This window comes from Streptomyces sp. NPDC050658, from assembly GCF_044457025.1.
Taxonomy (GTDB): Bacteria; Actinomycetota; Actinomycetes; order Streptomycetales; family Streptomycetaceae; genus Streptomyces.
This window is the reverse complement of record NZ_JBITGM010000014.1, coordinates 230,018-251,200: the sequence shown is the minus strand read 5'-3', so window position 1 is coordinate 251,200 and position 21,183 is coordinate 230,018. Positions and strand designations below refer to the sequence as shown.

Here is a 21,183-nt window from a genome sequence, read left to right as displayed (position 1 = left end):
TTGGGCTTATTCGTCTGCTACCCGCCGTAGAGATCGCGGTACGACGGGAACGTGCCGCCAGGTGTCTCTACCGACTCCGCCGCGAGCAGCGCCCGCACGATCGCGGTCGTCACCAGGTCCGCGCCCGCCGCCAGGATGTCGTTGAGCGCGAGGGGGTTGTCGGCGGGCAGCGGGTGCTCGCCGGTCGCCAGGGCGAAGACGGTGTCCCCGTCGTTGAGGAGGTGCACGGGGCGCACCGCGCGGGCCATGCCGTCGTGCGACGTGCCGGCGAGCTTCTGCGCCTGGGCCTTGGTGAGCACGGCGTCCGTGGCGACCACGGCGAGGGTCGTGTTCAGCGGCGGCCTGCCGTTCCTGGCGGCCGCTTCGGCGAGCCTGCGCCCGGCCTCCTTGTGCACATCGGGCGCGGGGTAGGCTACTTGCCGCCCCTCGAAGTACCGCCCGTACAGCGCGCCCGTCTCCGGGTCGACGCCCGAGCCCGCCGCGTTCGCCACGACCAGCGCGGCCACCGTGATCCCCGAGTCGAGGCGGACGCTCGCGCTGCCGATGCCACCCTTGACCCTGCCGACCACCGCGCCGGTACCCGCCCCGACGTTGCCCTCCCGGACCGGCGTGAACGGCTCGGTGGCCGCGGCATCCGCCACCGCCGCCCGGCCCGTCGCCGCGTCGGGGCGGGCCGTGAACTCGCCGCCGCGGCCGAGGTCGAAGACGCAGGCGGCCGGGACCACGGGCACGACGTGCGAGGGATCGGGGCCCACCCGCACACCGCGGCCCTGCTCCTCCAGCCAGGCCATCACCCCGGACGCGGAGTCCAGGCCGTACGCGCTGCCGCCGGTCAGGACGACCGCCTCGACGCGCTGCACCAGATTCCGCGGGTCGAGCGCGTCCGTCTCCCGGGTGCCGGGACCGCCGCCGCGCACATCCACGGCCGCCACGGCGCCGCCCACGGGCGCGAGTACGACCGTCGTACCGGTGAGATGCCCCGCGTGCCCGGGGCCACTGAGGGTGGCGTGCCCTACGCGCAGGCCTGGGATGTCGGTGAGGGAGCCGGAGGTGTCCATGCCGACCTGCGTATCACGCGGGGCGCGTCGAGTGAGGCGAGTCGGCCATGCGGGGTCGTCCTCGATGCGCGGTTATCCGCCATGCGCGCTCAGCCTCAATGCGCGCTCAGCCTCCACGCACCGTTCCCTTGCGCGGTCAGCCTCCATGCACCGTTCCCTTGCGCGCTCAGCCTCCATGCGCCGTCATCCGTCGGGTGAGCGTCACCCCCGTTGCGACCGTCGCCGTCGCGACGAGGCCCGCGACGAACACCGCCCAGCTTCCCGCGAAGGTGCTCGCCAGGGTCGCGAGCGCACCGCCGGGCAGCACCAGTTGCTGTGCGATGCCCACCTTGTAGTAGCGGGAGTGCAGCAGCCAGACGGTCAGCAGATACAGCGCCATCGGCACCGTCACCGAGGCGGACGCGGCGAGCGTCGAGATGTGCGCCTTGCCGATCGCCTGCTCGACCGCCACCTCGATCCCCGCGCCGATCGCGGCCGCCGAGCCGAGGATGAAGTAGTGCCCGTAACCCCACAGGAACGCCTGCCGGTTGCTGCTGAGCCGGCCGTGGATCGGCACGACGAAGTAGATCCACCACGCCGCGAAGATGATCAGGAGCCCGCCGGCCGCGATGGGCAGCAGATCGCCCAGCTCGTCGGTCTCGTCGATGCCGGACTTCACGGCGACCGTCGCCGCCGCGATCGTCTCACCGAGCACGATGATCGTGAACAGGCCGTACCGCTCGGCGATGTGATGCGGATGCCACGGCGTGGTGAAGCTCCGCTCCGCGACGACCGGCACGCACATCTCGGCGATCGCCATCGCGAGGAACAGCCAGCCCCGGCCGCCCTCCGGCAGGAACAGCAGCCCCGACCAGCCGATCTGGCAGATCAGCACTCCCACGGCGTACCGCAGCGCGGTGCGGCGCTCCTCCCCGCTCGCGGCGGCCGCGGCGCGCAGCCACTGGGTGGTGAGGGCGACCCGCATGATCAGGTAGCCGAGCCAGATGAGCAGGAAGTCGTGGTCCTCGAAGCCCTTGGAGACCCCGGCCGCGAAGACCAGCACACCCGCGATCTGGATGAGTGTGACCACCCGGTAGAGCACGTCGTCGTTGTCGTACGCCGACGCGAACCACGAGAAGTTGACCCACGCCCAGAACAGCGCGAAGAACACCATCGCGTAGTTGAGGATCCCCTCGCCCGCGTGTCCCTCGGCGACGGCGTGCACCAGCTCGGCACCGGCCTGGGCGACCGCCACGACGAAACAGAGGTCGAAGAAGAGCTCAAGCGGGGTCGCCGCCCGGTGCTCCTCGTCCCGCCCGCGCGCGGTCAGCGGGCGCAGCGTGGCCGACGCGGGGGCGGGCCCCGGCTTCGGGCTTCCTGCTGGGTTCGGCGTGGGGGCCGGTTCAGATGTCATGCCGAAAGCACAGCAGAACACGAGGTCCGAAGTCCTGCCCGACCCGCGGTCTTTGTCCTGGTCACCTGGTGGCCAAGGGCTCTGCCCGCCGCGTTCGGCGGCGGCGATCGTGGAAGGGTCAGGCCCCGGAGCAAGGTCGGGACCCGTAGCGAACTGGGAACCCACATGAGATCGCCTGCCGTCCAAGAAACGCCGACCGCGCCCACGGGCACGTCGTACGACCCCGCTCAGTACCGTCCCGGCCGGACCATCACCGACTGGGAGCCGGAGAACGAACTCTTCTGGAAGTCCACCGGCAGGAAGGTCGCCGCCCGCAACCTGTGGATCGCGGTCCCCGCCCTCCTGGTGGCCTTCGTCGTCTGGCAGGTGTGGTCGGTCACCGCGACCAACCTGGCCGATGTCGGCTTCAGCTTCTCCACCTCCCAGCTGTTCTGGCTGACGGCGGTCCCCGGCCTCACGGGCGGCACGGCCCGGATCCTCTACACCTTCCTCGGCCCGATGATCGGCCAGCGCCGCTTCACCGCGCTCTCCACGATCGTCCTGGTCGTCCCCCTGATCTGGCTCGGCATCGCGGTCCAGGACCCCGACACCTCGTACGGCGTGATGATCGCCATCGCCGCCCTCTGTGGCGTCGGCGGCGCGAACTTCGCCTCGTCCCTCGCCAACATCGGCTTCTTCTTCCCCAAGCGGGACAAGGGCAACGCGACCGGCATCAACGGCGGCCTCGGCAACCTCGGCGTCTCCGTCGTCCAGCTGGTCACCCCGATCGTCATCACCAGCTCCGTCATCGCGGTCGGCTCGGCCCAGCACAAGGCCGACGGCACTCCGGTCTGGCTGCAGAACGCCGCGTTCCTGTGGGTGCCCGTCCTGGTGGTCCTGGCCGCGATCGCCTGGTTCGGCCAGAACGACCTGAAGATCGCCTCGACCCCCTTCAGCCAGCAGAAGATCATCTTCAAGCGCAAGCACAACTGGCTGATGACCTGGCTCTACGTCGGCACGTTCGGCTCCTTCATCGGCTTCGCGGCGGCCCTGCCGATGCTCATCAAGACCACGTTCACGCCGATCGACGCGGCCTACTCCGCGGCCACGTACGCCTGGATGGGCCCGGCCGTGGGGGCGCTCGCCCGCTGGGCCGGCGGCTGGATCGCCGACAAGATCGGCGGCGCGCGGGTCACCATCATCTCCTTCGCCGGCATGGCGCTCTCGATCATCGGCGTCATCAACTTCCTGCCCTCCGGCGGCGACAACGGCAACTTCTGGGGCTTCCTCGCCTGCTTCCTGTGCGCGTTCTTCTTCTCGGGCATCGGCAACGGCTCGACGTTCCGCCAGATCCCGGTGATCTTCCGCAACCAGCACCTGAAGGGCCTGACGGAGGGCACGCCCGAGTACACGAAGGCGCTGAAGCAGTCCGAGATGGAGGCGGGCGCCGTCACCGGCTTCACCTCCGCCATCGCGGCGTACGGCTTCTTCTTCATCCCGGCGATGTTCGCCAACTTCGCGGTCACCAGCGCGATGTGGGGCTTCGTGGCCTTCTACGCCAGCTGTGTCGCCGTCTGCTGGTGGTTCTACGCCCGCAAGGGCGCGGAGTCCCCGAGCTGACGCGTCGGGCGGCGCGGACCGAGCGGACCGGGTGGGCCGGGTGTGGGAGCACCCGGTCCACCCTCTTTCCGTTGCCCTCAGGCGCCGGGAATCGGGACCTCCGGCCCTGAAGTAGGGACCATTGCGGCGCCCCTGATCGATCAAACGGGCGTGGAATGGAGACGTACCGAAGAGGCGAGACGGAAGGTGCGGATCATGACTGCCACTCCTGCGGAAGCGACGGTGCACGGCACGGCCTGGGACGGCTTCAAGGGCGGCCTCTGGCGCGACGCCGTCGACGTACGCGACTTCGTGCAGCAGAACTACACGCCGTACGAGGGCGACGACTCCTTCCTCGCGGGCCCGACCGACCGCACCACCCAGGTCTGGCAGAAGCTCCTCGCCATGTTCCCGGAGGAGAACGAGCGCGGCATCTACGACGTCGACGTCAAGACGCCCTCCCGCATCGACGCCTTCAGGCCCGGCTACATCGACCACCGCCTCGACCTGATCGTCGGCCTGCAGACCGACGCCCCGCTGCGCCGCGCCATCATGCCCAATGGCGGCTGGCGAATGGTCGAAGGCGCCCTCAACGCCTACGGCTACGAGGCCGACCCCGAGGTCAAAGAGGTCTACACGCACCTCCGCAAGACCCACAACGAAGGCGTCTTCGACGCCTACACCCCCGAGATCCGCGCCTGCCGCTCCTCCGGCATCATCACGGGCCTGCCCGACGCCTACGGCCGCGGCCGCATCATCGGCGACTACCGCCGCGTCGCGCTCTACGGAGTCGACCGCCTCATCGCCGCGAAGGAGGCCGACAAGGCCCTCCTGAACGAGCAGTGGCCCACCCAGGACGTCATCCGCGCCCGCGAGGAGACCTCCGAGCAGATCAAGGCCCTGGGCGAGCTGAAGGCCATGGCCCTGTCCTACGGCCACGACATCTCCGGCCCCGCCCGCACGGGCCGCGAGGCCGTCCAGTGGCTGTACTTCGCCTACCTCGCCGCCGTGAAGGAGCAGAACGGCGCGGCCATGTCGATCGGCCGCATCGACAACTTCCTCGACATCTACCTCCAGCGCGACATCGAGGCCGGCCGCATCACCGAGGCCGAGGCCCAGGAGTTCATCGACGACTTCGTCATCAAGCTCCGCATCGTCCGCTTCCTGCGCACCCCCGAGTACAACGAGCTGTACTCCGGCGACCCCACCTGGGTCACCTGGTCCATGGCCGGCATCGGCGAGGACGGCCGCCCGCTGGTCTCCCGCACCACCTTCCGCGCCCTGCAGACCCTCTACAACCTCGGCCCGGCCCCCGAGCCGAACTTCACCGTCTTCTGGGCCCCGCAACTGCCCGACGGCTTCAAGAAGTTCGCCGCCCAGGTGGCCGTCGACACCTCGGCCCTCCAGTTCGAGTCCGACGAGCTGATGCGCCCCAAGTACGGCGACGACACCGCGATCGCCTGCTGTGTGTCGGCCATGGCCGTCGGCAAGCAGATGCAGTTCTTCGGCGCCCGCGTCAATGTCGCCAAGGCGCTGCTCTACGCCATCAACGGCGGCCGCGACGAGAAGACCGGCAAGCGCGTCGTCGAGGGCTTCGAGCCGGTCGAGGGCGACTACCTGGACTACGAGACCGTCGCCGAGCGCTACGACGCGATGCTCGGCTGGCTCGGCAAGACGTACGTCCACGCGCTGAACGTCATCCACTACATGCACGACAAGTACGCCTACGAGCGCATCGAGATGGCCCTGCACGACCAGGAGGTCCTGCGCACCATGGCATGCGGCATCGCGGGCCTCTCGGTCGCCGCCGACTCGCTCTCCGCCATCAAGCACGCCAGGGTCAAGGTGATCCGCGACGAGACGGGCCTCGCCGTCGACTACGAGATCGAGGGCGACTACCCCGCCTACGGCAACAACGACGAGCGGGCCGACGCCATCGCGCGGCGGATCGTCTCCGACTTCATGGGCAAGGTCCGCAAGCACCCGACGTACCGGAACGCGGTGCACACCCAGTCGGTCCTGACGATCACCTCGAACGTCGTCTACGGCAAGAAGACCGGCAACACCCCCGACGGCCGCCGCGCGGGCGAGCCCTTCGCGCCGGGCGCCAACCCGATGAACGGCCGCGACCAGCACGGCTACATCGCCTCCGCGCTGTCCGTCGCCAAGCTCGACTACGACGACGCCGAGGACGGCATCTCGCTGACCAACACCATCACGCCCGACGCCCTGGGCCGCACCCCCGAGGAGCGGACCGCGAACCTCTCCGGCGTCCTGGACGGCTACATGGCGAGCGGCGGCTTCCACATGAACGTCAACGTCCTCGACAAGGCGACCCTCCAGGACGCCATGGAGCACCCGGAGAACTACCCGCAGCTGACCATCAGGGTCTCCGGCTACGCGGTCAACTTCATCCGCCTCACCCGCGACCAGCAGCTCGACGTCATCAACCGCACCTTCCACGGCTCGCTCTGAGCCACTTGGAGGCCCGCCATGACTGCCCTGCTCGACACGGCGACCCCGGCGGCCGCCGTCACCCGCCGCCCGGTCACCGGATCCCTCCACTCCTGGGACCTGTCCACAGGGGTCGACGGACCCGGCACGCGCTTCGTCACGTTCCTCTCCGGATGCCCGCTGACCTGCCTGTACTGCCACAACCCCGACACCTGGCGGATGCGGGACGGCAAGCGGACCACGGTCGACGACGTGATCACGGAGGCCGCCAAGTACACGACGTTCATCTCGGCGGCCGGCGGCGGAGCCACCGTCAGCGGCGGCGAACCCCTGCTGCAGCCCGTCTTCACCGGGGAGCTGCTGCACCGCCTCAAGCACCAGCTGGGCCTGCACACCGCCCTCGACACCTCGGGCTTCCTCGGCACACGGGCCACCGACGCCCTGCTCCGCGACGTCGACCTGGTGCTCCTGGACATCAAGTCCTGGGACCGCGACACATACAAGAGGGTCACGGGCCGCCCCCTGCGGCCCACCCTCGACTTCGCCCGGCGCCTGGCCGACCTCGGCCAGGACGTCTGGGTGCGGTTCGTCCTCGTGCCCGGTCTGACCGACGATCCGGCGAACATCGGGGGAGTCGCCCGCTTCGCCGCCTCGCTCGGCAACGTCTCGCGCGTCGACGTGCTGCCCTTCCACCAGCTGGGCGAGGCGAAGTGGGACGCGCTCGGCAAGGACTTCACGCTCCGCGACACCCCCTCGCCCACCCCCGGGCAGGTCGCGGCGGCCAAGGAGATCTTCGCGGCCCAGGGCCTCAGGGCCGTCTGAGCGGGGCGGGGCCCCACGGACGTACCCTGGATACATGAGCACCGCCCCCGCCCCCGAACCGCGCGATCCGAAGGAATCGGAGGCCCCGAAGGACGCGACGGCGCCGAGGAAGCCGAGGAGCGCCCTGGTCTTCGACGATCCCCTGTCGCAGCAGTCTTCGGACGACACGGACCGCGGGTGGGGAGAGCGGCCTCCGGTCGGCGGCGACAGCGCCGCCGACCTCGCGCGCTTCCTCGACGAGAAGCCGCCCCACCACCTCTGAGCCCGCTCTAGGGCTCGCTGTGGCCAGAGCCGCGCTGCGCCACCAGGGCGTCGCGGATCTCCTTGAGGACCTCCAGCTCGGACACCTCGATGACCTCCTGCGTTCCCTCCTTGGCCGCCTTCCGCGCGGCCTGCTTCGCGAGGTACTTGGCCATGGGCAGCACCATCAGGAAGTACACGACGGCCGCGGTGATCACAAAGCTGAGCGTGGCGCTGAGCACCGAACCCCACATGATCGGGATGCCGCTCTCGACCGTCCCGTCGGGCTTCATGACGCACGGGTCCTTGAGGCACGAGCTGTAGCGGTCGAGATCCTTCGTTCCGAAGGCACCGACCAGCGGGTTGATGACACCCTTCACGACCGAGTTCACGATGTTCGTGAACGCGGCGCCGATGACCACCGCGACCGCCAGGTCGACGACATTGCCGCGCATCAGGAAGGCCTTGAAGCCCTCCCAGAGACCCGGTTCCTTCTTCTCGCTCACCACGAGGCCTTTCGTTGCACATGCAGGTTGTAAAACAGACGGCTTCGCAACCTACGGCAGCGCCCGGCGGGCCTGTCCAATTGGGCGCCTCGAACGGGCGACTTGACCGCATGTCAGTGCAGCCGCCCATGTGATGAATGCAGTCGCACACGCGCTGGGTCAGCACAGTGTCACCGCCAGGCGCGCCGTCGCACCGGCGCCCGCGAGCCGCGCGGCGGTCGCCCGCGGGACGGAGAGCACCACCAACGCGCCGCCCTCCGCGGCGCTTTCGGCCCCGGCATCCGCCCCGCCGTCGGCCTCGGGCACCTCGGCGACCCTGGCGCCCGCCGCCACCACCCGCGGCTTTCCGCCGCCGACGGCCGATCCGTCCGCGGCGACGACGTCCACCCGGTCCCCGCGGCGCAGCAGCCGCACCGTCGCCGCGTCCGCGATCCGCACGGGCGCCGTCACCAGCGGGGCGGCCGGCGCCGGATGCGCCCGTGGCCGCACCACCCGCTCGGCATCCCCGACCCGCTCGGCGTCCCGTGGCCCGGCGGCCACCAGCGCGGCGGCGGTCATCGCCAGCCCCGCGGCCATGGCCCGGCGTCTGTGCCGCAGCAGCCGCCGCAGCCGGTGCCGTCCGCCCCTGACGCGCAGGGGAGCGAAGTGCGGTACCTGGCGGCTGTCTGCCGGCCGGGGCTGGGAGGGGACTGGGATCACGACGACCACCGCCTGCGATGAGAGGGAATCGGCTTGCGCTCTCACGATGAGGGCTCACGCCGAATCCCGCTGAGGCCCGTGGACTACTCGCCGGTTGTGGACAACTCCCTCACTCGAAGGGGAAGTTCCGCCAGGTCAAGTCGTACTCACGCCGCGCTCAAGCCCTACCTCACGGCATCCGTATCCCCGCGTCCATCCCGCCCAGCGCCTCCGCGCACGGACAGTCCCGCTCGCCGGCCGCCGGCAGCCCCGCCACCGCGTCGAACAGCACCGACCGCAGCCGGTCCACGTTCGCCGCGAAGACCTGGAGCACCTCGTCGTGCGAGACGCCCTCGCCGCTCTCCGCCCCCGCGTCGAGATCCGTGACCAGGTTCAACGACGTGTAGCAGAGCTCCAGTTCACGGGCGAGCGCCGCCTCGGGATGCCCGGTCATGCCCACCACCGACCAGCCCTGCGCCGCGTACCAGCGCGACTCGGCGCGGGTCGAGAACTGCGGGCCCTCGATCACGACCAGCGTCCCGCCGTCCACCGGCTCCCAGTCACGGCCGCGCGCCGCCTTCAGCGCGGCACTGCGCCCGGCCGGGCAGTACGGGTCGGCGAGCGACACGTGCACGACGTTCGGGATGCTCCCGTCGGGCAGGGGCACTCCGTCGAAATACGTCTGCGTCCGCGCCTTGGTGCGGTCCACGAGCTGGTCGGGCACGAGCAGCGTGCCCGGCCCGAACTCGGGGCGCAGCCCGCCCACCGCGCACGGTCCGAGCACCTGCCGTACGCCCACGGAACGCAACGCCCACAGGTTCGCCCGGTAGTTGATGCGGTTCGGCGGCAGATGGTGGCCGCGGCCGTGCCGGGGCAGGAAGGCGACCCGCCGCCCGGCGATCTCACCGAGGAAGAGGGAGTCGCTGGGTGCCCCGTAGGGGGTGTCGACCTGGATTTCGGTCACGTTGTCGAGGAAGGAGTAGAAGCCCGAGCCGCCGATGACACCGATGTCGGCCCGCGTCGCGTTCGCCGTGTTCACCATGCCCAGCACAGTAGTCGGGCGGTGGTACGCCGAGGTCCCCGCCGTCAGAAGACGGCGGGGACCCGGAAAGAGGCGTGTGCGGGGCGCTGAGCCCTACGCGGCCGACGACCCCGAGGACGAGGTCGACGCGGAAGACGACGACGAAGACGACGAAGCGGTCGACGTGGACTTCGAGTCGGACGGCTTCGAGTCGGACGACTTCGAGGAGGAGGACGTCGACGTCGACGACGGCGTGCTGCTCGACGAGGAGCCGCGGCTGTCGTTGCGGTAGAAGCCGGAGCCCTTGAAGACGATGCCGACGGCCGAGAACACCTTCTTGAGGCGTCCGTCGCAGCTGGGGCACACGGTCAGGGCGTCATCGGTGAACTTCTGCACCGCCTCGAGGCCCTCGCCGCACTCGGTGCACTGGTACTGGTACGTCGGCACTTGCTTCCTCCTGGCACTCTCACTCGATGAGTGCTAACGACGGTCCATAGTGACGTATTCCGCGAGATCAGTCCACCGTCACCGGCTCGCGGTGACCGACGCCACGCGCCACCGTGCGCCCGGCGGACCGCGGCACAAGCCGCGATCGCAGGGCGAGGAGCACCACGAGGGCCAGTGCGGTGCCGCCCAGCGGCACCAGGAATCCGGCGCCGTCCCAGAGCCGGTCCTCCAGCTGTCCGGCGACCGTGACGGCGGCGGCCTGGCCGAGCGCGACGGCGCCCGTGAGCCAGGTGAAGGCCTCCGTGCGGCCGGTCGGCGCGACCAGCTTGTCCACCAGTGTGTAGCCGGTGATCAGCGCGGGAGCGATGCAGACGCCGACCAGGAGACCGAGCCCGGCGAGCAGCACCACGGAGTGCGCGGCCCACAGCCCCGACGCCATCAGCGTCAGTGCCGCGTACGCGACGACGAGGCGCCGCTGCGGGGCGATCTTCCAGGCGATGGCGCCGCAGACCAGGCCGGAGAGCATGTTGCCCGCCGCGAAGGTGCCGTACAGGACGCCGTTCAGGCCGGGCTCGCCGATCGACTCGGTGAAGGCGGCCAGGGCCACCTGCATGCCGCCGAAGACGGCGCCGATGCCCAGGAAGGTCACGATCAGGACGCGCACCCCGGGGATCCGCAGGGCCGAGGTGTGCTCCACGCGCGCGTGGGCGTCACGCGGGGCGGGCTTGGGCTGGGTGCTCTTCTGCGCGGCGAACAGCAGGCCGCCGACGAGGGTGAGGCCCGCCTCGGTGAAGAGTCCGGCCGACGGGTCGATGGTGGTGCACAGGGCGGTCGCGAGGAGCGGGCCGAGGACGAAGGTCAGCTCGTCGGTGACCGACTCGAAGGCGGCCGCCGTGCCGGCCAGCGGGGTGTCCTGGAGCTTGACGCCCCAGCGGGCCCGGACCATGGGGCCGATCTGCGGCTGCGAGGCGCCGGTGGGCACCGCCGCGACGAAGAGCGCCCACAGGGGGGCGTCCGAGAGCGCGAGCAGCGTCAGGGAGAGCACCGACACCGTGTGGATGAGCACGCCCGGCACCAGCACGGCCCGCTGGCCGAACCGGTCGGCGAGCTTGCCCCCGAAGGGGGCGAAGACCGCCATGGAGACGCCGGTGACGGCCGATACGGCGCCGGCGACACCGTAGGAGCCGGTGGTGTGCTGGACCAGCAGGACGATGGAGATGGTCAGCATCGCGAAGGGCTGGCGTGCCGCGAAGCCGGGCAGGAGAAACGTCCAGGCGCCGCGGGTGCGCAGCAGCTGGCCGTATCCGGGGCGGGAGGTGACCGTGGATGCCACGGCCCGTGCCTTTCTGCCGCCTGGTAGCGCGGCCCCTTTTTTCAGGGAGACGGCGCCGAGAGCTGTCCTCTTGCGCGGAACTGCGGTAGATGCCGGTTGCCCACTGCGAGGACACGCGGCCGCCATACGGTCGGCGCCAGCTCTGCTTCAGACAGAGTTGGTTCGATCAGTTGGTTCTGGCGCTTCAGGCACCCGAGGCGCCCAAGCGATATGGGCAAGATCCATTGCTTCGGATCATGCGTCCCTTCATCGTACAGGGAACGAACGCGTCAAGCCTGCGAATACTGAGAATGAGGCGCCCGTCACCTGCGATTGTCCCGCCCATCCCGCTCCTGGGTGGTCGTTCCCAGCCAGCCGGCCAGCTTTCCGCCCTGTCCGACCGCGCGCAGCCGCTGCTCGGCGGCGTCCCGCACCGGGTCGGTGGCCACCACCAGAAGCTCGTCGCCGCGGCGCAGCACGGTCGTCGGCAGCGGCACGAAGGATTCGCCTTCGCGTACGACCAGGGTGACCGCGGCACCGGCGGGCAGCCGCAGCTCGGCCACCTCGACGCCGTGCATCCGTGACCCCTTGGGGATCGCCACGGAGAGCAGATGGCCGCGCAGCCGCTCCAGGGGAGCGGACTCGATGCCCAGGTCGGCGGCCTCCGCGGAGTCGCCGAGGCGCAGCACCTTGGCCAGCCACGGCAGCGTAGGACCCTGGATGAGGGTGTAGACGACGACCAGGACGAAGACGATGTTGAAGATCCGCTGGCTGTCGTCGACGCCGTTCACCATCGGGATGGTCGCCAGGATGATGGGCACGGCGCCGCGCAGTCCGGCCCAGGACATCAGGGCCTTCTCCTGCCAGGGCATGCGGAACGGCAACAGGCTGATCACGACTTCCAGGGGCCTGGCCACCATCGTCAGGACCAGGCCGATGACGATCGCGGGCCAGGTGTCGTCGAGCAGGTCGTGCGGTGTGACGAGCAGGCCGAGCAGGACGAACATGCCGATCTGGGCGATCCAGCCGAGCCCCTCGGCGAAGCCGCGGGTGGCGGGCCAGTGCGGCAGCTTGGCGTTGCCGAGGACCATCGAGGCGAGGTAGACGGCGAGGAACCCGGAGCCGTGCGCCATGGCGCCCGCCGCGTACGCCGCGACCGCGATGGCGAGGACGGCGATGGGGTAGAGGCCGGAGGCGGGCAGGGCCACGTGCCGCAGGCCGTAGGCGCCCAGCCAGCCGACCGCGATGCCGATCGCGGCACCGATCGCCAGCTCCAGGGCGATCTCGCCGATGAGGACGTACCAGTGCTCCACGGTCCCCGTGGTGGAGAACGCCACGACCAGGATCACCACAGGGGCGTCGTTGAACCCCGACTCCGCTTCCAGGACACCCGTCACGCGCGAGGGCAACGGCACCTTCCGCAGCACGGAGAAGACCGCCGCCGCGTCCGTGGACGAGACGACCGCGCCGATGATCAGCGCCTGCCGCCACTCGAGACCGACCAGATAGTGCGCGCCCGCGGCCGTCACGCCGACGCTCACGGCGACGCCGGCCAAGGAGAGCGCGGCGGCCGCCGGCAGGGCCGGTTTGATCTCTTTCCACTTCGTGCCGAGACCGCCCTCGGCCAGGATCACGACGAGGGCGGCATAGCCGATGACCTGCGTCAGCTCGGCGTTGTTGAAGGTGACGTTGCCGATGCCGTCCTGGCCTATCGCGACGCCGATGCCGAGGTAGAGCAGCAGGCTGGGGAGCCCGCTGCGCGAGGAGACGCGGACGGCCGCCACCGCGACGAGCAGGACGAGCGAGCAGATGAGCAGGAGCTGGTTGAGGTCGTGGACAGTCAGGGGCCGTTCCTTCCTCCGCGCGAGCCAAGTACTTCGTTACCTTACCTAATTGTTAACGCCTCCTTGACGCCATCGAACGCCAGTCCGATGCGTGGCGATGTAGGTTCCTGACTCCGCGTCCGAGGCCGTAGTGCCCTGCGCCTATGGTTGCTCCAGCGCTCTCACCACCGCCCAGCCAGCCCTGCCGCTCGCGTAAGGACAGCAAGGACAGCGATGCCCTCGAATACCAACGCCTCTTCCGGTCATAAGTCCGGCAAGAAGAAGGGGCGCCGAGCCCGACTCATCGTGATCGTCCTGGTCCTCGCCATCGTGGGGGGCATCGGCTACGGCGCGTACTGGAGCATCAGCACGGTGCGCGCCTCCTTCCCGCAGACCAAGGGAACGATCGAGCTCGACGGTCTGGCCGGTCCCGTCGACGTGAAGCGTGACGGCAACGGAATCCCGCAGATCTACGCCGAGTCCGACGCCGACCTGTTCATGGCCCAGGGCTATGTCCAGGCGCAGGACCGCTTCTGGGAGATGGACGTCCGTCGCCATATGACCTCCGGTCGGCTCTCCGAGATGTTCGGAAAGGGTCAGCTCAAGACCGATGAGTTCCTGCGGACGCTCGGCTGGCACCGGGTGGCGCAGAAGGAGTACGACTCCAAGCTCTCGCCGGAGACGAAGAAGTACCTCCAGGCGTACGCCAAGGGAGTCAACGCCTACCTGAAGGACAAGGACGGCGAGGAGATCTCCCTGGAGTACGCCGCCCTCGGCTTCACCAACGACTACAAGCCCCAGGAGTGGACGCCCGTCGACTCCGTGGCCTGGCTCAAGGCCATGGCCTGGGACCTGCGCGGCAACATGCAGGACGAGATCGACCGCTCCCTGATGACCAGCCGCCTCGGCCCGTCGCAGATCAAGGACCTGTACCCGAAGTACCCGTACGCCCGGAACAAGCCGATCGTCCAGGAGGGCGCCTACAACAGCGTCACCAAGGAGTACGAGGGCAAGGGCGGCGCCACGGGCAGCCAGTCGGGCACGGCAGGCGGCGCCGCGGGCACGGGTCTCGCCGGCAACACGGAGGCCCCCGACGGCCTGCAGTCGCAGCTCTCCGGCCTCTCCGACGTCCTGGACAAGATCCCGGACGCGGGCCTCGGCCCGAACGGCAACGGCATCGGCTCCAACTCGTGGGTGGTCTCCGGAGACCACACCATCTCCGGGAAGCCGCTGCTGGCCAACGACCCGCACCTCTCGCCGCAGCTGCCGTCCGTCTGGTACCAGATGGGCCTGCACTGCCGGACGGTCTCCAAGGAGTGCCAGTACGACGTCTCCGGGTACACGTTCTCCGGGATGCCGGGTGTGGTCATCGGCCACAACCAGGACATCGCCTGGGGCATGACGAACCTGGGCGCCGACGTCACGGACCTCTACCTGGAGAAGTTCGAGGGCGACGGCTACGAGTACGACGGCAAGGTCGTGCCCTTCAAGACCCGCGTCGAGACGATCAAGGTCGCGGGCGGCAAGCCCAAGAAGATCACCGTCCGCGAGACCGACAACGGCCCGCTCCTGTCCGACCGCGACGACGAGCTGGTGAAGGTCGGCAAGAAGGCCACCGTCGACAGCGCCGCCCCCGACCGGGGCGACGGCTACGGAGTCTCGCTGCGCTGGACCGCGCTGCAGCCCGGCAAGTCGATGGACGCCGTCTTCGAGCTCAACAAGGCGAAGAACTTCTCGGACTTCCGCAAGGCCGCCGCTTCTTTTGAAGTGCCCTCGCAGAACCTGATCTACGCCGACACCAAGGGCCACATCGGCTACCAGGCGCCCGGCAAGATCCCGGTCCGCGGCAAGGGCGACGGCGCGCTGCCCGCGCCCGGCTGGGACTCCGACTACCGCTGGACCGGCTACATCCCGCAGTCGGCGCTGCCCTACGAGTACGACCCCAAGCGCGGCTACATCGTGACCGCCAACCAGGCCGTCATCGACGAGGACAAGTACCCGTACAAGCTCACGTCGGACTGGGGCTACGGGGCGCGCAGCCAGCGGATCACGGACCTCATCCAGTCGAAGATCAAGGACGGCGGGAAGGTCTCCACCGAGGACATGCGCACGATGCAGATGGACAACAGCAGCGAGATCGCCAAGCTGCTGGTGCCCAAGCTGCTCAAGATCGACATCAAGGACCCGTACATCCGCGAGGCGCAGAAGCTCCTCGAGGGCTGGGACTACACCCAGGACGCCGACTCGGCGGCCGCGGCGTACTTCAACTCGGTCTGGCGCAGCGTCCTCAAGCTGTCCATCGGCAACAAGCTCCCCAAGGAGCTGCGCGCCAAGGGCCAGTGCCTGAACGTCGAGCCGGCCGGGAACACCGGTCCCGCGGACGAGGCCGAGCCGGTGCGCGAGTGCGGCCAGCGCGACGCGGAGTCGGCGCAGCCCGACGGCGGCGACCGCTACTACGAAGTGATCCGGTCGATCCTCGACGACGAGAAGAACGACTGGTGGCAGTCGCCGAAGACCCGCACCGACAGCGAGACCAAGACCCGCGACCAGCTCTTCGCGCGGGCCATGGAAGACGCCCGCTGGGACCTGACCGCCAAGCTCGGCAAGGACATCGACACCTGGAGCTGGGGCCGCCTGCACCGGCTGACCCTGAAGAACCAGACCCTCGGCGTCGAGGGTCCGGGCTGGCTCCAGTTCATGCTCAACCGCGGCCCGTTCAAGCTGGGCGGCGGCGAGGCGGCGGTCAACGCCACCGGCTGGAACGCGGCGGGCGGCTACGGAGTGCAGTGGGTGCCGTCGATGCGCATGGTGGTGAACCTCGACGACCTCGACAAGTCGAAGTGGATCAACCTCACCGGCGCTTCGGGGCACGCCTACAACGCGCACTACACCGACCAGACCAGCAAGTGGGTCAAGGGCGAGCTGCTGCCGTGGTCGTTCTCCGAGAAGGCCGTCAAGAACAGCACGAGCGACACCCTGGTGCTGCGGCCCTGAGCCGTGAGCAGCAGTGAAAGGGCCCTCCACGCGCGCGTGGAGGGCCCTTTCACGTCACCGGAGGTCAGCGGAAGCGGCGTACTCCCGAAGGCGTGACCACGGCGTGCACCGGCCGGTCGTGCGCCTCCGCCGGGACGCGGGCGACGACCTCCGTGTCGTACAGGAGCACCACCAGGGCCGGATCGGCCGCCGCCCGCTCCAGGCGCGCCAGGGCCCTGTCGTACGAGCCTCCGCCGCGCCCCAGGCGCATTCCGCGCTCGTCGACGGCGAGGCCGGGAAGCAGCACGGCGTCGGCCTCCGTGACGGCGTCGGGCCCGAGCCGCGGCCCGGAGGGTTCCAACAGCGCGATCTTTCCCGCGTGTTGGACCCGCTCAAGTGAGCCCGCTCCGTCGTACGCGGCCCAGTCGAGGTCGTTGTCGGCGAGCAGCACCGGCAGCAGGACCCGCGTCCCGCGCGCGTGCAGGGCGTCGAGGAGGGCGCGCGTGCCCGGCTCGCTCCCCACAGAGACGTACGCCGCCACCGTGCGGGCCCCGGCCAGCTCCGGCAGCTCCAGTGCGCGCCCGGCGAGAACCGCGGCGGCCTCCTGAGCGTCATCCCTAGTCAACCCGCCTCTAACCGCGAGGAACTCTCGCCGCAACGTGCGCTTGGTTGCCTTGTCCGAGCCGGTCTCTGCCATGGCGTGGCCACAAATCCCTTCAGTTGTGCTCATATGAGAATCAATTGTCCGGAGCCACAGATTCCGCACATACGCACCAGTTATGGTTACGGACATGACTGAGTCTCACCCCCCCAGGATCAGCAAGGCTGTCATTCCGGCAGCGGGTCTAGGCACCCGGTTCCTGCCGGCGACCAAGGCCACTCCGAAGGAGATGCTGCCGGTCGTCGACAAGCCGGCCATCCAGTACGTGGTGGAGGAAGCCGCCTCCGCGGGCCTCGATGACGTCCTCATGATCACGGGTCGCAACAAGCGCCCCCTGGAGGACCACTTCGACCGCAACTACGAACTGGAGTCGGCCCTTCTGAAGAAGGGCGACGAGGCGCGGCTCGCGAAGGTCCAGGAGTCCAGCGACCTCGCGACGATGCACTACGTACGCCAGGGCGACCCCAAGGGGCTCGGTCACGCCGTCCTGTGCGCCGCCCCGCACGTCGGCAACGAACCGTTCGCGGTGCTCCTCGGCGACGACCTCATCGACCCGCGCGACCCCCTGCTGGCCCGCATGGTCGAGGTCCAGGAGCAGCACGGCGGCAGCGTCATCGCCCTCATGGAGGTGGCCCCGGAGCAGATCCACCTCTACGGCTGCGCGGCCGTCGACGCCACGGAAGACGGCGACGTCGTGAAGGTGACCGGCCTGGTCGAGAAGCCGGACCCGGCGGACGCCCCCAGCAACTACGCCATCATCGGCCGCTATGTCCTGGACCCCCATGTCTTCGACATACTGCGCAAGACCGAGCCGGGCCGCGGAGGCGAGATCCAGCTCACCGACGCACTCCAGCAGCTGGCGGCCGACGAGAAGGTCGGCGGTCCCGTGCACGGCGTGGTCTTCAAGGGCCGCCGCTATGACACCGGTGACCGCGGCGACTATCTGCGTGCCATTGTCAGACTCGCGTGCGAACGTGAGGACCTGGGCCCGGACTTCCAGGCCTGGCTTCGCAGTTACGTGTCCGAGGAGATGTAGCACTTTGAGCAGCAGCGCGACGACCGAAGCCACCGGCCAGCACCATGTGTGGTCGGTGGGCGAGCACCTGGACGACATCCTCGGATCCGTCCGCCCCCTGGAGCCCATCGAGCTCCAACTCCTCGACGCCCAGGGCTGCGTCCTCGTCGAGGACGTCACGGTGCCCGTCTCGCTGCCGCCCTTCGACAACAGCTCCATGGACGGATACGCGGTCCGGGTCGCCGATGTCGCGGGCGCGAGCGAGGAGTTCCCCGCCGTCCTGACCGTCATCGGCGACGTGGCCGCGGGCCAGGGCGAACAGCCCACCGTCGGCGCCGGCCAGGCCGCCCGCATCATGACCGGCGCCCCGCTGCCGCCCGGCGCCGAGGCCGTCGTCCCCGTGGAGTGGACCGACGGAGGCCTCGGCGAAGGCCCCGTCTCCGGGATGCGCGCCCACAGCGCCGCCCCGGACGGCGCCTCCGGAGAGGTCCGCGTGCACCGCCCCGCCGAGGCACGCGCGCATGTCCGCGCACAGGGCAGCGACGTCCGCGCGGGCGACCGCGCGCTCACCGCCGGCACGGTCCTCGGCGCCCCGCAGATCGCCCTGCTCGCCGCGATCGGCCGCGGCACGGTCAAGGTGCGCCCGCGCCCCCGCGTGGTCGTCATGTCCACCGGCAGCGAACTGGTCCAGCCCGGCGAGGAATTGGGCAAGGGCCAGATCTACGACTCCAACAGCTTCGCTCTCACCGCCGCCGCGCGGGACGCCGGAGCGATCGCCTACCGCGTCGGAGCGGTCGCCGACGACGCCGAGACGCTGCGCTCCACCATCGAGGACCAGCTGATCCGCGCGGACCTCATCGTCACCACGGGCGGTGTCAGCGTCGGCGCGTACGACGTGGTGAAGGAAGCGCTCTCCTCCGTGGGAGACGAGGACGAGGACGGCAGCGGCATCGAGTTCCGCAAGCTCGCCATGCAGCCGGGCAAGCCGCAGGGCTTCGGCTCCATCGGCCCCGACCACACCCCGCTGCTCGCCCTGCCGGGCAACCCGGTGTCGTCGTACGTCTCCTTCGAGCTCTTCGTCCGGCCCGCCGTGCGCACGCTGATGGGCCTCCCGGACGTCCACCGGCCCACCGCGCGCGCGGAGCTGGACGTCGACAAGGCGCTGACCTCACCGGCGGGCAAGCGGCAGTTCCTGCGCGGGCAGTACGACGCGGAGGCGGGCACCGTGCGCCCCGTCGGCGGCGCCGGATCGCATCTCGTGGCCGCCCTCGCGCACGCGGACGCGCTGATCGTCGTTCCGGAGGACACCACGTCGGTGGAGCCCGGCACCGCCGTCGAGGTGGTCCTGCTCGGCTGAGAAGCCTCCCCGCGCGGTACGGTGTCGCGCACATAGGCCCCCGCGCCGCACCGCGGGAGTGCCCGGACCGGGAGCGCCACAGCACATGACCGCGATTTCCCGGGGGGAGACCCCCGGAGCCCCTGAGCAGCAGCGACTGACGCACATCGACGAAGCGGGCGCCGCCCGCATGGTCGACGTATCCGAGAAGGACGTGACCGCGCGGACCGCCCGCGCCACCGGCCGCGTCCTGGTCTCGCCCCGCGTGATCGAGCTGTTGCGCGGCGAAGGAGTCCCCAAGGGCGACGCCCTCGCCACCGCGCGGATCGCGGGCATCATGGGCGCCAAGCGGACACCCGACCTCATCCCGCTCTGCCACCCGCTGGCCGTCTCCGGAGTGAAACTCGACCTCTCCGTAGCGGACGACGCCGTCGAGATCGCCGCCACGGTGAAGACGACGGACCGTACGGGCGTCGAGATGGAGGCCCTCACGGCGGTGTCCGTCGCGGCCCTCACGGTGATCGACATGGTCAAGGCCGTCGACAAGGGCGCCGTCATCACGGACGTACGCGTGGAGGAGAAGACGGGCGGCAAGTCCGGGGAGTGGCACCGCGAAGGAGCCGGCGCATGACCGCGTACCGCGCGCTCGTCGTCACGGCCTCCAACCGCGCCGCCGCCGGGGTCTACGCCGACCGCGGCGGACCGATCATCGCCGAGGCGCTCACCGCCCTCGGATTCGCCGTCGAGGGCCCCCGGGTCGTCCCGGACGGCGACCCCGTCGAGCAGGCCCTGCGGGCCGGTACGGACGCCGGGTTCGATGTGATCCTCACCACGGGCGGCACCGGCATCTCGCCCACCGACCGCACCCCCGAGGCCACCCGCCGCGTCATCGACCATGAAGTGCCGGGCATCCCCGAGGCGATCCGCGCGTACGGCAGGGAGAAGGTCCCCACGGCCGTCCTCTCCCGCGGCCTCGCCGGAGTCGCGGGCCGCACGCTCATCGTGAACCTGCCGGGCTCCACCGGCGGCGTACGCGACGGTCTTGCCGTCCTGGAGACCCTCCTGACGCACGCCGTGGAGCAGCTCCGCGGCGGTGACCATCCCAGACCCTCCGGGGGTGCCAGCTGAACAGCCCCTCCTGGCCCGTGGAGCTGACGGACGGCGATGTCGCCCTCCGCCCGATAAAGATGCGCGACCAGCGGGCCTGGCGTGAGGTCAACCGGCGCAACCGGGACTGGCTGCGCCCCTGGGAGGCCACGATCCCGCCGCCCACGGCGAGCGGCCCGATCGTGCACCGGCCGACGTACCGTCAGATGGTCCGGCATCTGCGCGCCGAGGCGCACGCCGGGCGCATGCTGCCGTTCGTCATCGAGTACCAGGGGCGGCTCGTCGGCCAGTTGACGGTCGCCGGGATCACCTGGGGATCGATGTGCTCGGGCCATGTCGGCTACTGGGTCGACCAGTCGGTCGCGGGCCGCGGCGTGATGCCGACCGCCGTCGCCCTCGCGGTCGACCATTGCTTCCGGTCGGTCGGCCTGCACCGTATCGAGGTCTGTATTCGCCCCGAGAACGGGCCAAGTCGCCGGGTCGTGGAGAAACTCGGATTCCGCGAGGAGGGGCTGCGTCCACGCTTTCTCCACATCGACGGTGCCTGGCGTGACCATCTTGTCTTCGCGCTCACCGCCGAAGAGGTACCGGAAGGGTTGCTCCGGCGCTGGCACCAGGCACGACCCCGGAACACGGCGTAAATAAAATAAGTGTTCGAAAATGACCGGTGATCGACCGCCTGAGGCCTGACTTGGTCCCCCTGAGGCATTAATTTCGCGGTCTCGGTGGCCTGTTGATCGCATCAGTCACAAAAAAAGT

At 70.0% G+C, this 21,183-nt stretch carries 19 protein-coding genes; 10 read left to right on the top strand and 9 right to left on the bottom strand.

The window, feature by feature from the left end:
* Positions 1–17: 17 nt before the first annotated feature.
* Positions 18–1,058 (bottom strand): P1 family peptidase, encoded by a 1,041-nt coding sequence (locus ACIBKX_RS36505; protein ID WP_363270005.1) that lies wholly within the window; start codon positions 1,056–1,058, stop codon positions 18–20.
* Positions 1,059–1,224: 166 nt separating this feature from the next.
* A complete protein-coding gene (locus tag ACIBKX_RS36500) occupies positions 1,225–2,451 on the bottom strand; it encodes a low temperature requirement protein A (RefSeq protein WP_363270006.1) in 1,227 nt (408 codons plus the stop codon).
* Positions 2,452–2,616: 165 nt separating this feature from the next.
* Between ACIBKX_RS36500 and ACIBKX_RS36495 the strand changes: the two genes are divergently transcribed.
* The 4 genes from ACIBKX_RS36495 to ACIBKX_RS36480 all read left to right on the top strand — a co-directional run bounded on the left by ACIBKX_RS36495 (position 2,617) and on the right by ACIBKX_RS36480 (position 7,567).
* The gene (locus tag ACIBKX_RS36495) at positions 2,617–4,050 is read left to right on the top strand and encodes a NarK family nitrate/nitrite MFS transporter (RefSeq protein ID WP_363270007.1); all 1,434 of its coding nucleotides are present in this window, start codon (positions 2,617–2,619) and stop codon (positions 4,048–4,050) included.
* Between the two features lie 195 nt (positions 4,051–4,245).
* Positions 4,246–6,504, top strand: coding sequence for a formate C-acetyltransferase (pflB, locus tag ACIBKX_RS36490; RefSeq protein WP_363270008.1), 2,259 nt, complete (start codon positions 4,246–4,248; stop codon positions 6,502–6,504).
* 18 nt (positions 6,505–6,522) lie between these two features.
* Positions 6,523–7,305: a pyruvate formate-lyase-activating protein gene (gene pflA / locus ACIBKX_RS36485; RefSeq protein WP_363270009.1), complete on the top strand. Its 783-nt coding sequence runs from the start codon at positions 6,523–6,525 to the stop codon at positions 7,303–7,305.
* A gap of 34 nt (positions 7,306–7,339) precedes the next feature.
* A complete protein-coding gene (locus ACIBKX_RS36480) occupies positions 7,340–7,567 on the top strand; it encodes a hypothetical protein (RefSeq protein ID WP_363270010.1) in 228 nt (75 codons plus the stop codon).
* 7 nt (positions 7,568–7,574) lie between these two features.
* Here the strand turns inward: ACIBKX_RS36480 and mscL are convergent, their stop codons facing one another.
* The 6 genes from mscL to ACIBKX_RS36450 all read right to left on the bottom strand — a co-directional run bounded on the left by mscL (position 7,575) and on the right by ACIBKX_RS36450 (position 13,353).
* Positions 7,575–8,051 (bottom strand): large conductance mechanosensitive channel protein MscL, encoded by a 477-nt coding sequence (gene mscL / locus ACIBKX_RS36475; protein ID WP_363270011.1) that lies wholly within the window; start codon positions 8,049–8,051, stop codon positions 7,575–7,577.
* Between the two features lie 159 nt (positions 8,052–8,210).
* On the bottom strand, positions 8,211–8,759 hold the full coding sequence (locus ACIBKX_RS36470; protein WP_399377015.1) for a hypothetical protein: 549 nt from the start codon (positions 8,757–8,759) through the stop codon (positions 8,211–8,213).
* 160 nt (positions 8,760–8,919) lie between these two features.
* Positions 8,920–9,771, bottom strand: a complete 852-nt coding sequence (locus ACIBKX_RS36465) for an S-methyl-5'-thioadenosine phosphorylase (RefSeq protein ID WP_363270013.1) — start codon at positions 9,769–9,771, stop codon at positions 8,920–8,922.
* 93 nt (positions 9,772–9,864) lie between these two features.
* Positions 9,865–10,197, bottom strand: a complete 333-nt coding sequence (locus ACIBKX_RS36460; RefSeq protein ID WP_363270014.1) for an FmdB family zinc ribbon protein — start codon at positions 10,195–10,197, stop codon at positions 9,865–9,867.
* Between the two features lie 67 nt (positions 10,198–10,264).
* Positions 10,265–11,530, bottom strand: a complete 1,266-nt coding sequence (locus ACIBKX_RS36455) for an MFS transporter (RefSeq protein WP_363270015.1) — start codon at positions 11,528–11,530, stop codon at positions 10,265–10,267.
* 302 nt (positions 11,531–11,832) lie between these two features.
* A complete protein-coding gene (locus ACIBKX_RS36450) occupies positions 11,833–13,353 on the bottom strand; it encodes a potassium/proton antiporter (RefSeq protein WP_363270139.1) in 1,521 nt (506 codons plus the stop codon).
* Between the two features lie 213 nt (positions 13,354–13,566).
* Here ACIBKX_RS36450 and ACIBKX_RS36445 point away from each other — a divergent pair, with 213 nt between their 5' ends.
* Positions 13,567–16,326 carry a penicillin acylase family protein gene (locus ACIBKX_RS36445; RefSeq protein WP_363270016.1) on the top strand — a complete coding sequence of 920 codons (2,760 nt, stop codon included), beginning with the start codon at positions 13,567–13,569 and terminating at the stop codon, positions 16,324–16,326.
* Positions 16,327–16,390: 64 nt separating this feature from the next.
* Here the strand turns inward: ACIBKX_RS36445 and ACIBKX_RS36440 are convergent, their stop codons facing one another.
* The gene (locus ACIBKX_RS36440; RefSeq protein ID WP_363270017.1) at positions 16,391–17,002 is read right to left on the bottom strand and encodes a 5-formyltetrahydrofolate cyclo-ligase; all 612 of its coding nucleotides are present in this window, start codon (positions 17,000–17,002) and stop codon (positions 16,391–16,393) included.
* Between the two features lie 94 nt (positions 17,003–17,096).
* On the opposite strand from ACIBKX_RS36440, the gene galU reads away from it, so the two are divergent.
* The 5 genes from galU (at position 17,097) to ACIBKX_RS36415 (ending at position 21,065) form a co-directional block, all read left to right on the top strand.
* Positions 17,097–18,002 (top strand): UTP--glucose-1-phosphate uridylyltransferase GalU, encoded by a 906-nt coding sequence (gene galU, locus ACIBKX_RS36435; protein WP_363270018.1) that lies wholly within the window; start codon positions 17,097–17,099, stop codon positions 18,000–18,002.
* A gap of 4 nt (positions 18,003–18,006) precedes the next feature.
* Positions 18,007–19,338 (top strand): gephyrin-like molybdotransferase Glp, encoded by a 1,332-nt coding sequence (glp, locus tag ACIBKX_RS36430; RefSeq protein WP_363270019.1) that lies wholly within the window; start codon positions 18,007–18,009, stop codon positions 19,336–19,338.
* Positions 19,339–19,423: 85 nt separating this feature from the next.
* The gene (moaC, locus tag ACIBKX_RS36425; protein ID WP_363270020.1) at positions 19,424–19,948 is read left to right on the top strand and encodes a cyclic pyranopterin monophosphate synthase MoaC; all 525 of its coding nucleotides are present in this window, start codon (positions 19,424–19,426) and stop codon (positions 19,946–19,948) included.
* Positions 19,945–20,445 carry a MogA/MoaB family molybdenum cofactor biosynthesis protein gene (locus tag ACIBKX_RS36420; RefSeq protein ID WP_363270021.1) on the top strand — a complete coding sequence of 167 codons (501 nt, stop codon included), beginning with the start codon at positions 19,945–19,947 and terminating at the stop codon, positions 20,443–20,445. The genes moaC and ACIBKX_RS36420 overlap by 4 nt, the downstream gene beginning before the upstream one ends.
* A 17-nt stretch (positions 20,446–20,462) precedes the next feature.
* A complete protein-coding gene (locus tag ACIBKX_RS36415) occupies positions 20,463–21,065 on the top strand; it encodes a GNAT family protein (protein WP_363270022.1) in 603 nt (200 codons plus the stop codon).
* Positions 21,066–21,183: the final 118 nt, after the last annotated feature.

Excerpts from the sequence above, each read along its gene's own strand:
- ACIBKX_RS36420 (WP_363270021.1), top strand. The coding sequence starts at position 19,945 with ATGACCGCGTACCGCGCGCTCGTCGTCACGGCCTCCAACCGCGCCGCC.
- galU (WP_363270018.1), top strand. The coding sequence starts at position 17,097 with ATGACTGAGTCTCACCCCCCCAGGATCAGCAAGGCTGTCATTCCGGCA.
- ACIBKX_RS36500 (WP_363270006.1), bottom strand. The coding sequence starts at position 2,451 with ATGACATCTGAACCGGCCCCCACGCCGAACCCAGCAGGAAGCCCGAAG.
- ACIBKX_RS36440 (WP_363270017.1), bottom strand. The coding sequence starts at position 17,002 with ATGGCAGAGACCGGCTCGGACAAGGCAACCAAGCGCACGTTGCGGCGA.
- ACIBKX_RS36505 (WP_363270005.1), bottom strand. The coding sequence starts at position 1,058 with ATGGACACCTCCGGCTCCCTCACCGACATCCCAGGCCTGCGCGTAGGG.
- pflB (WP_363270008.1), top strand. The coding sequence starts at position 4,246 with ATGACTGCCACTCCTGCGGAAGCGACGGTGCACGGCACGGCCTGGGAC.
- ACIBKX_RS36495 (WP_363270007.1), top strand. The coding sequence starts at position 2,617 with ATGAGATCGCCTGCCGTCCAAGAAACGCCGACCGCGCCCACGGGCACG.
- ACIBKX_RS36480 (WP_363270010.1), top strand. The coding sequence starts at position 7,340 with ATGAGCACCGCCCCCGCCCCCGAACCGCGCGATCCGAAGGAATCGGAG.
- ACIBKX_RS36445 (WP_363270016.1), top strand. The coding sequence starts at position 13,567 with ATGCCCTCGAATACCAACGCCTCTTCCGGTCATAAGTCCGGCAAGAAG.
- moaC (WP_363270020.1), top strand. The coding sequence starts at position 19,424 with ATGACCGCGATTTCCCGGGGGGAGACCCCCGGAGCCCCTGAGCAGCAG.
- pflA (WP_363270009.1), top strand. The coding sequence starts at position 6,523 with ATGACTGCCCTGCTCGACACGGCGACCCCGGCGGCCGCCGTCACCCGC.
- ACIBKX_RS36465 (WP_363270013.1), bottom strand. The coding sequence starts at position 9,771 with ATGGTGAACACGGCGAACGCGACGCGGGCCGACATCGGTGTCATCGGC.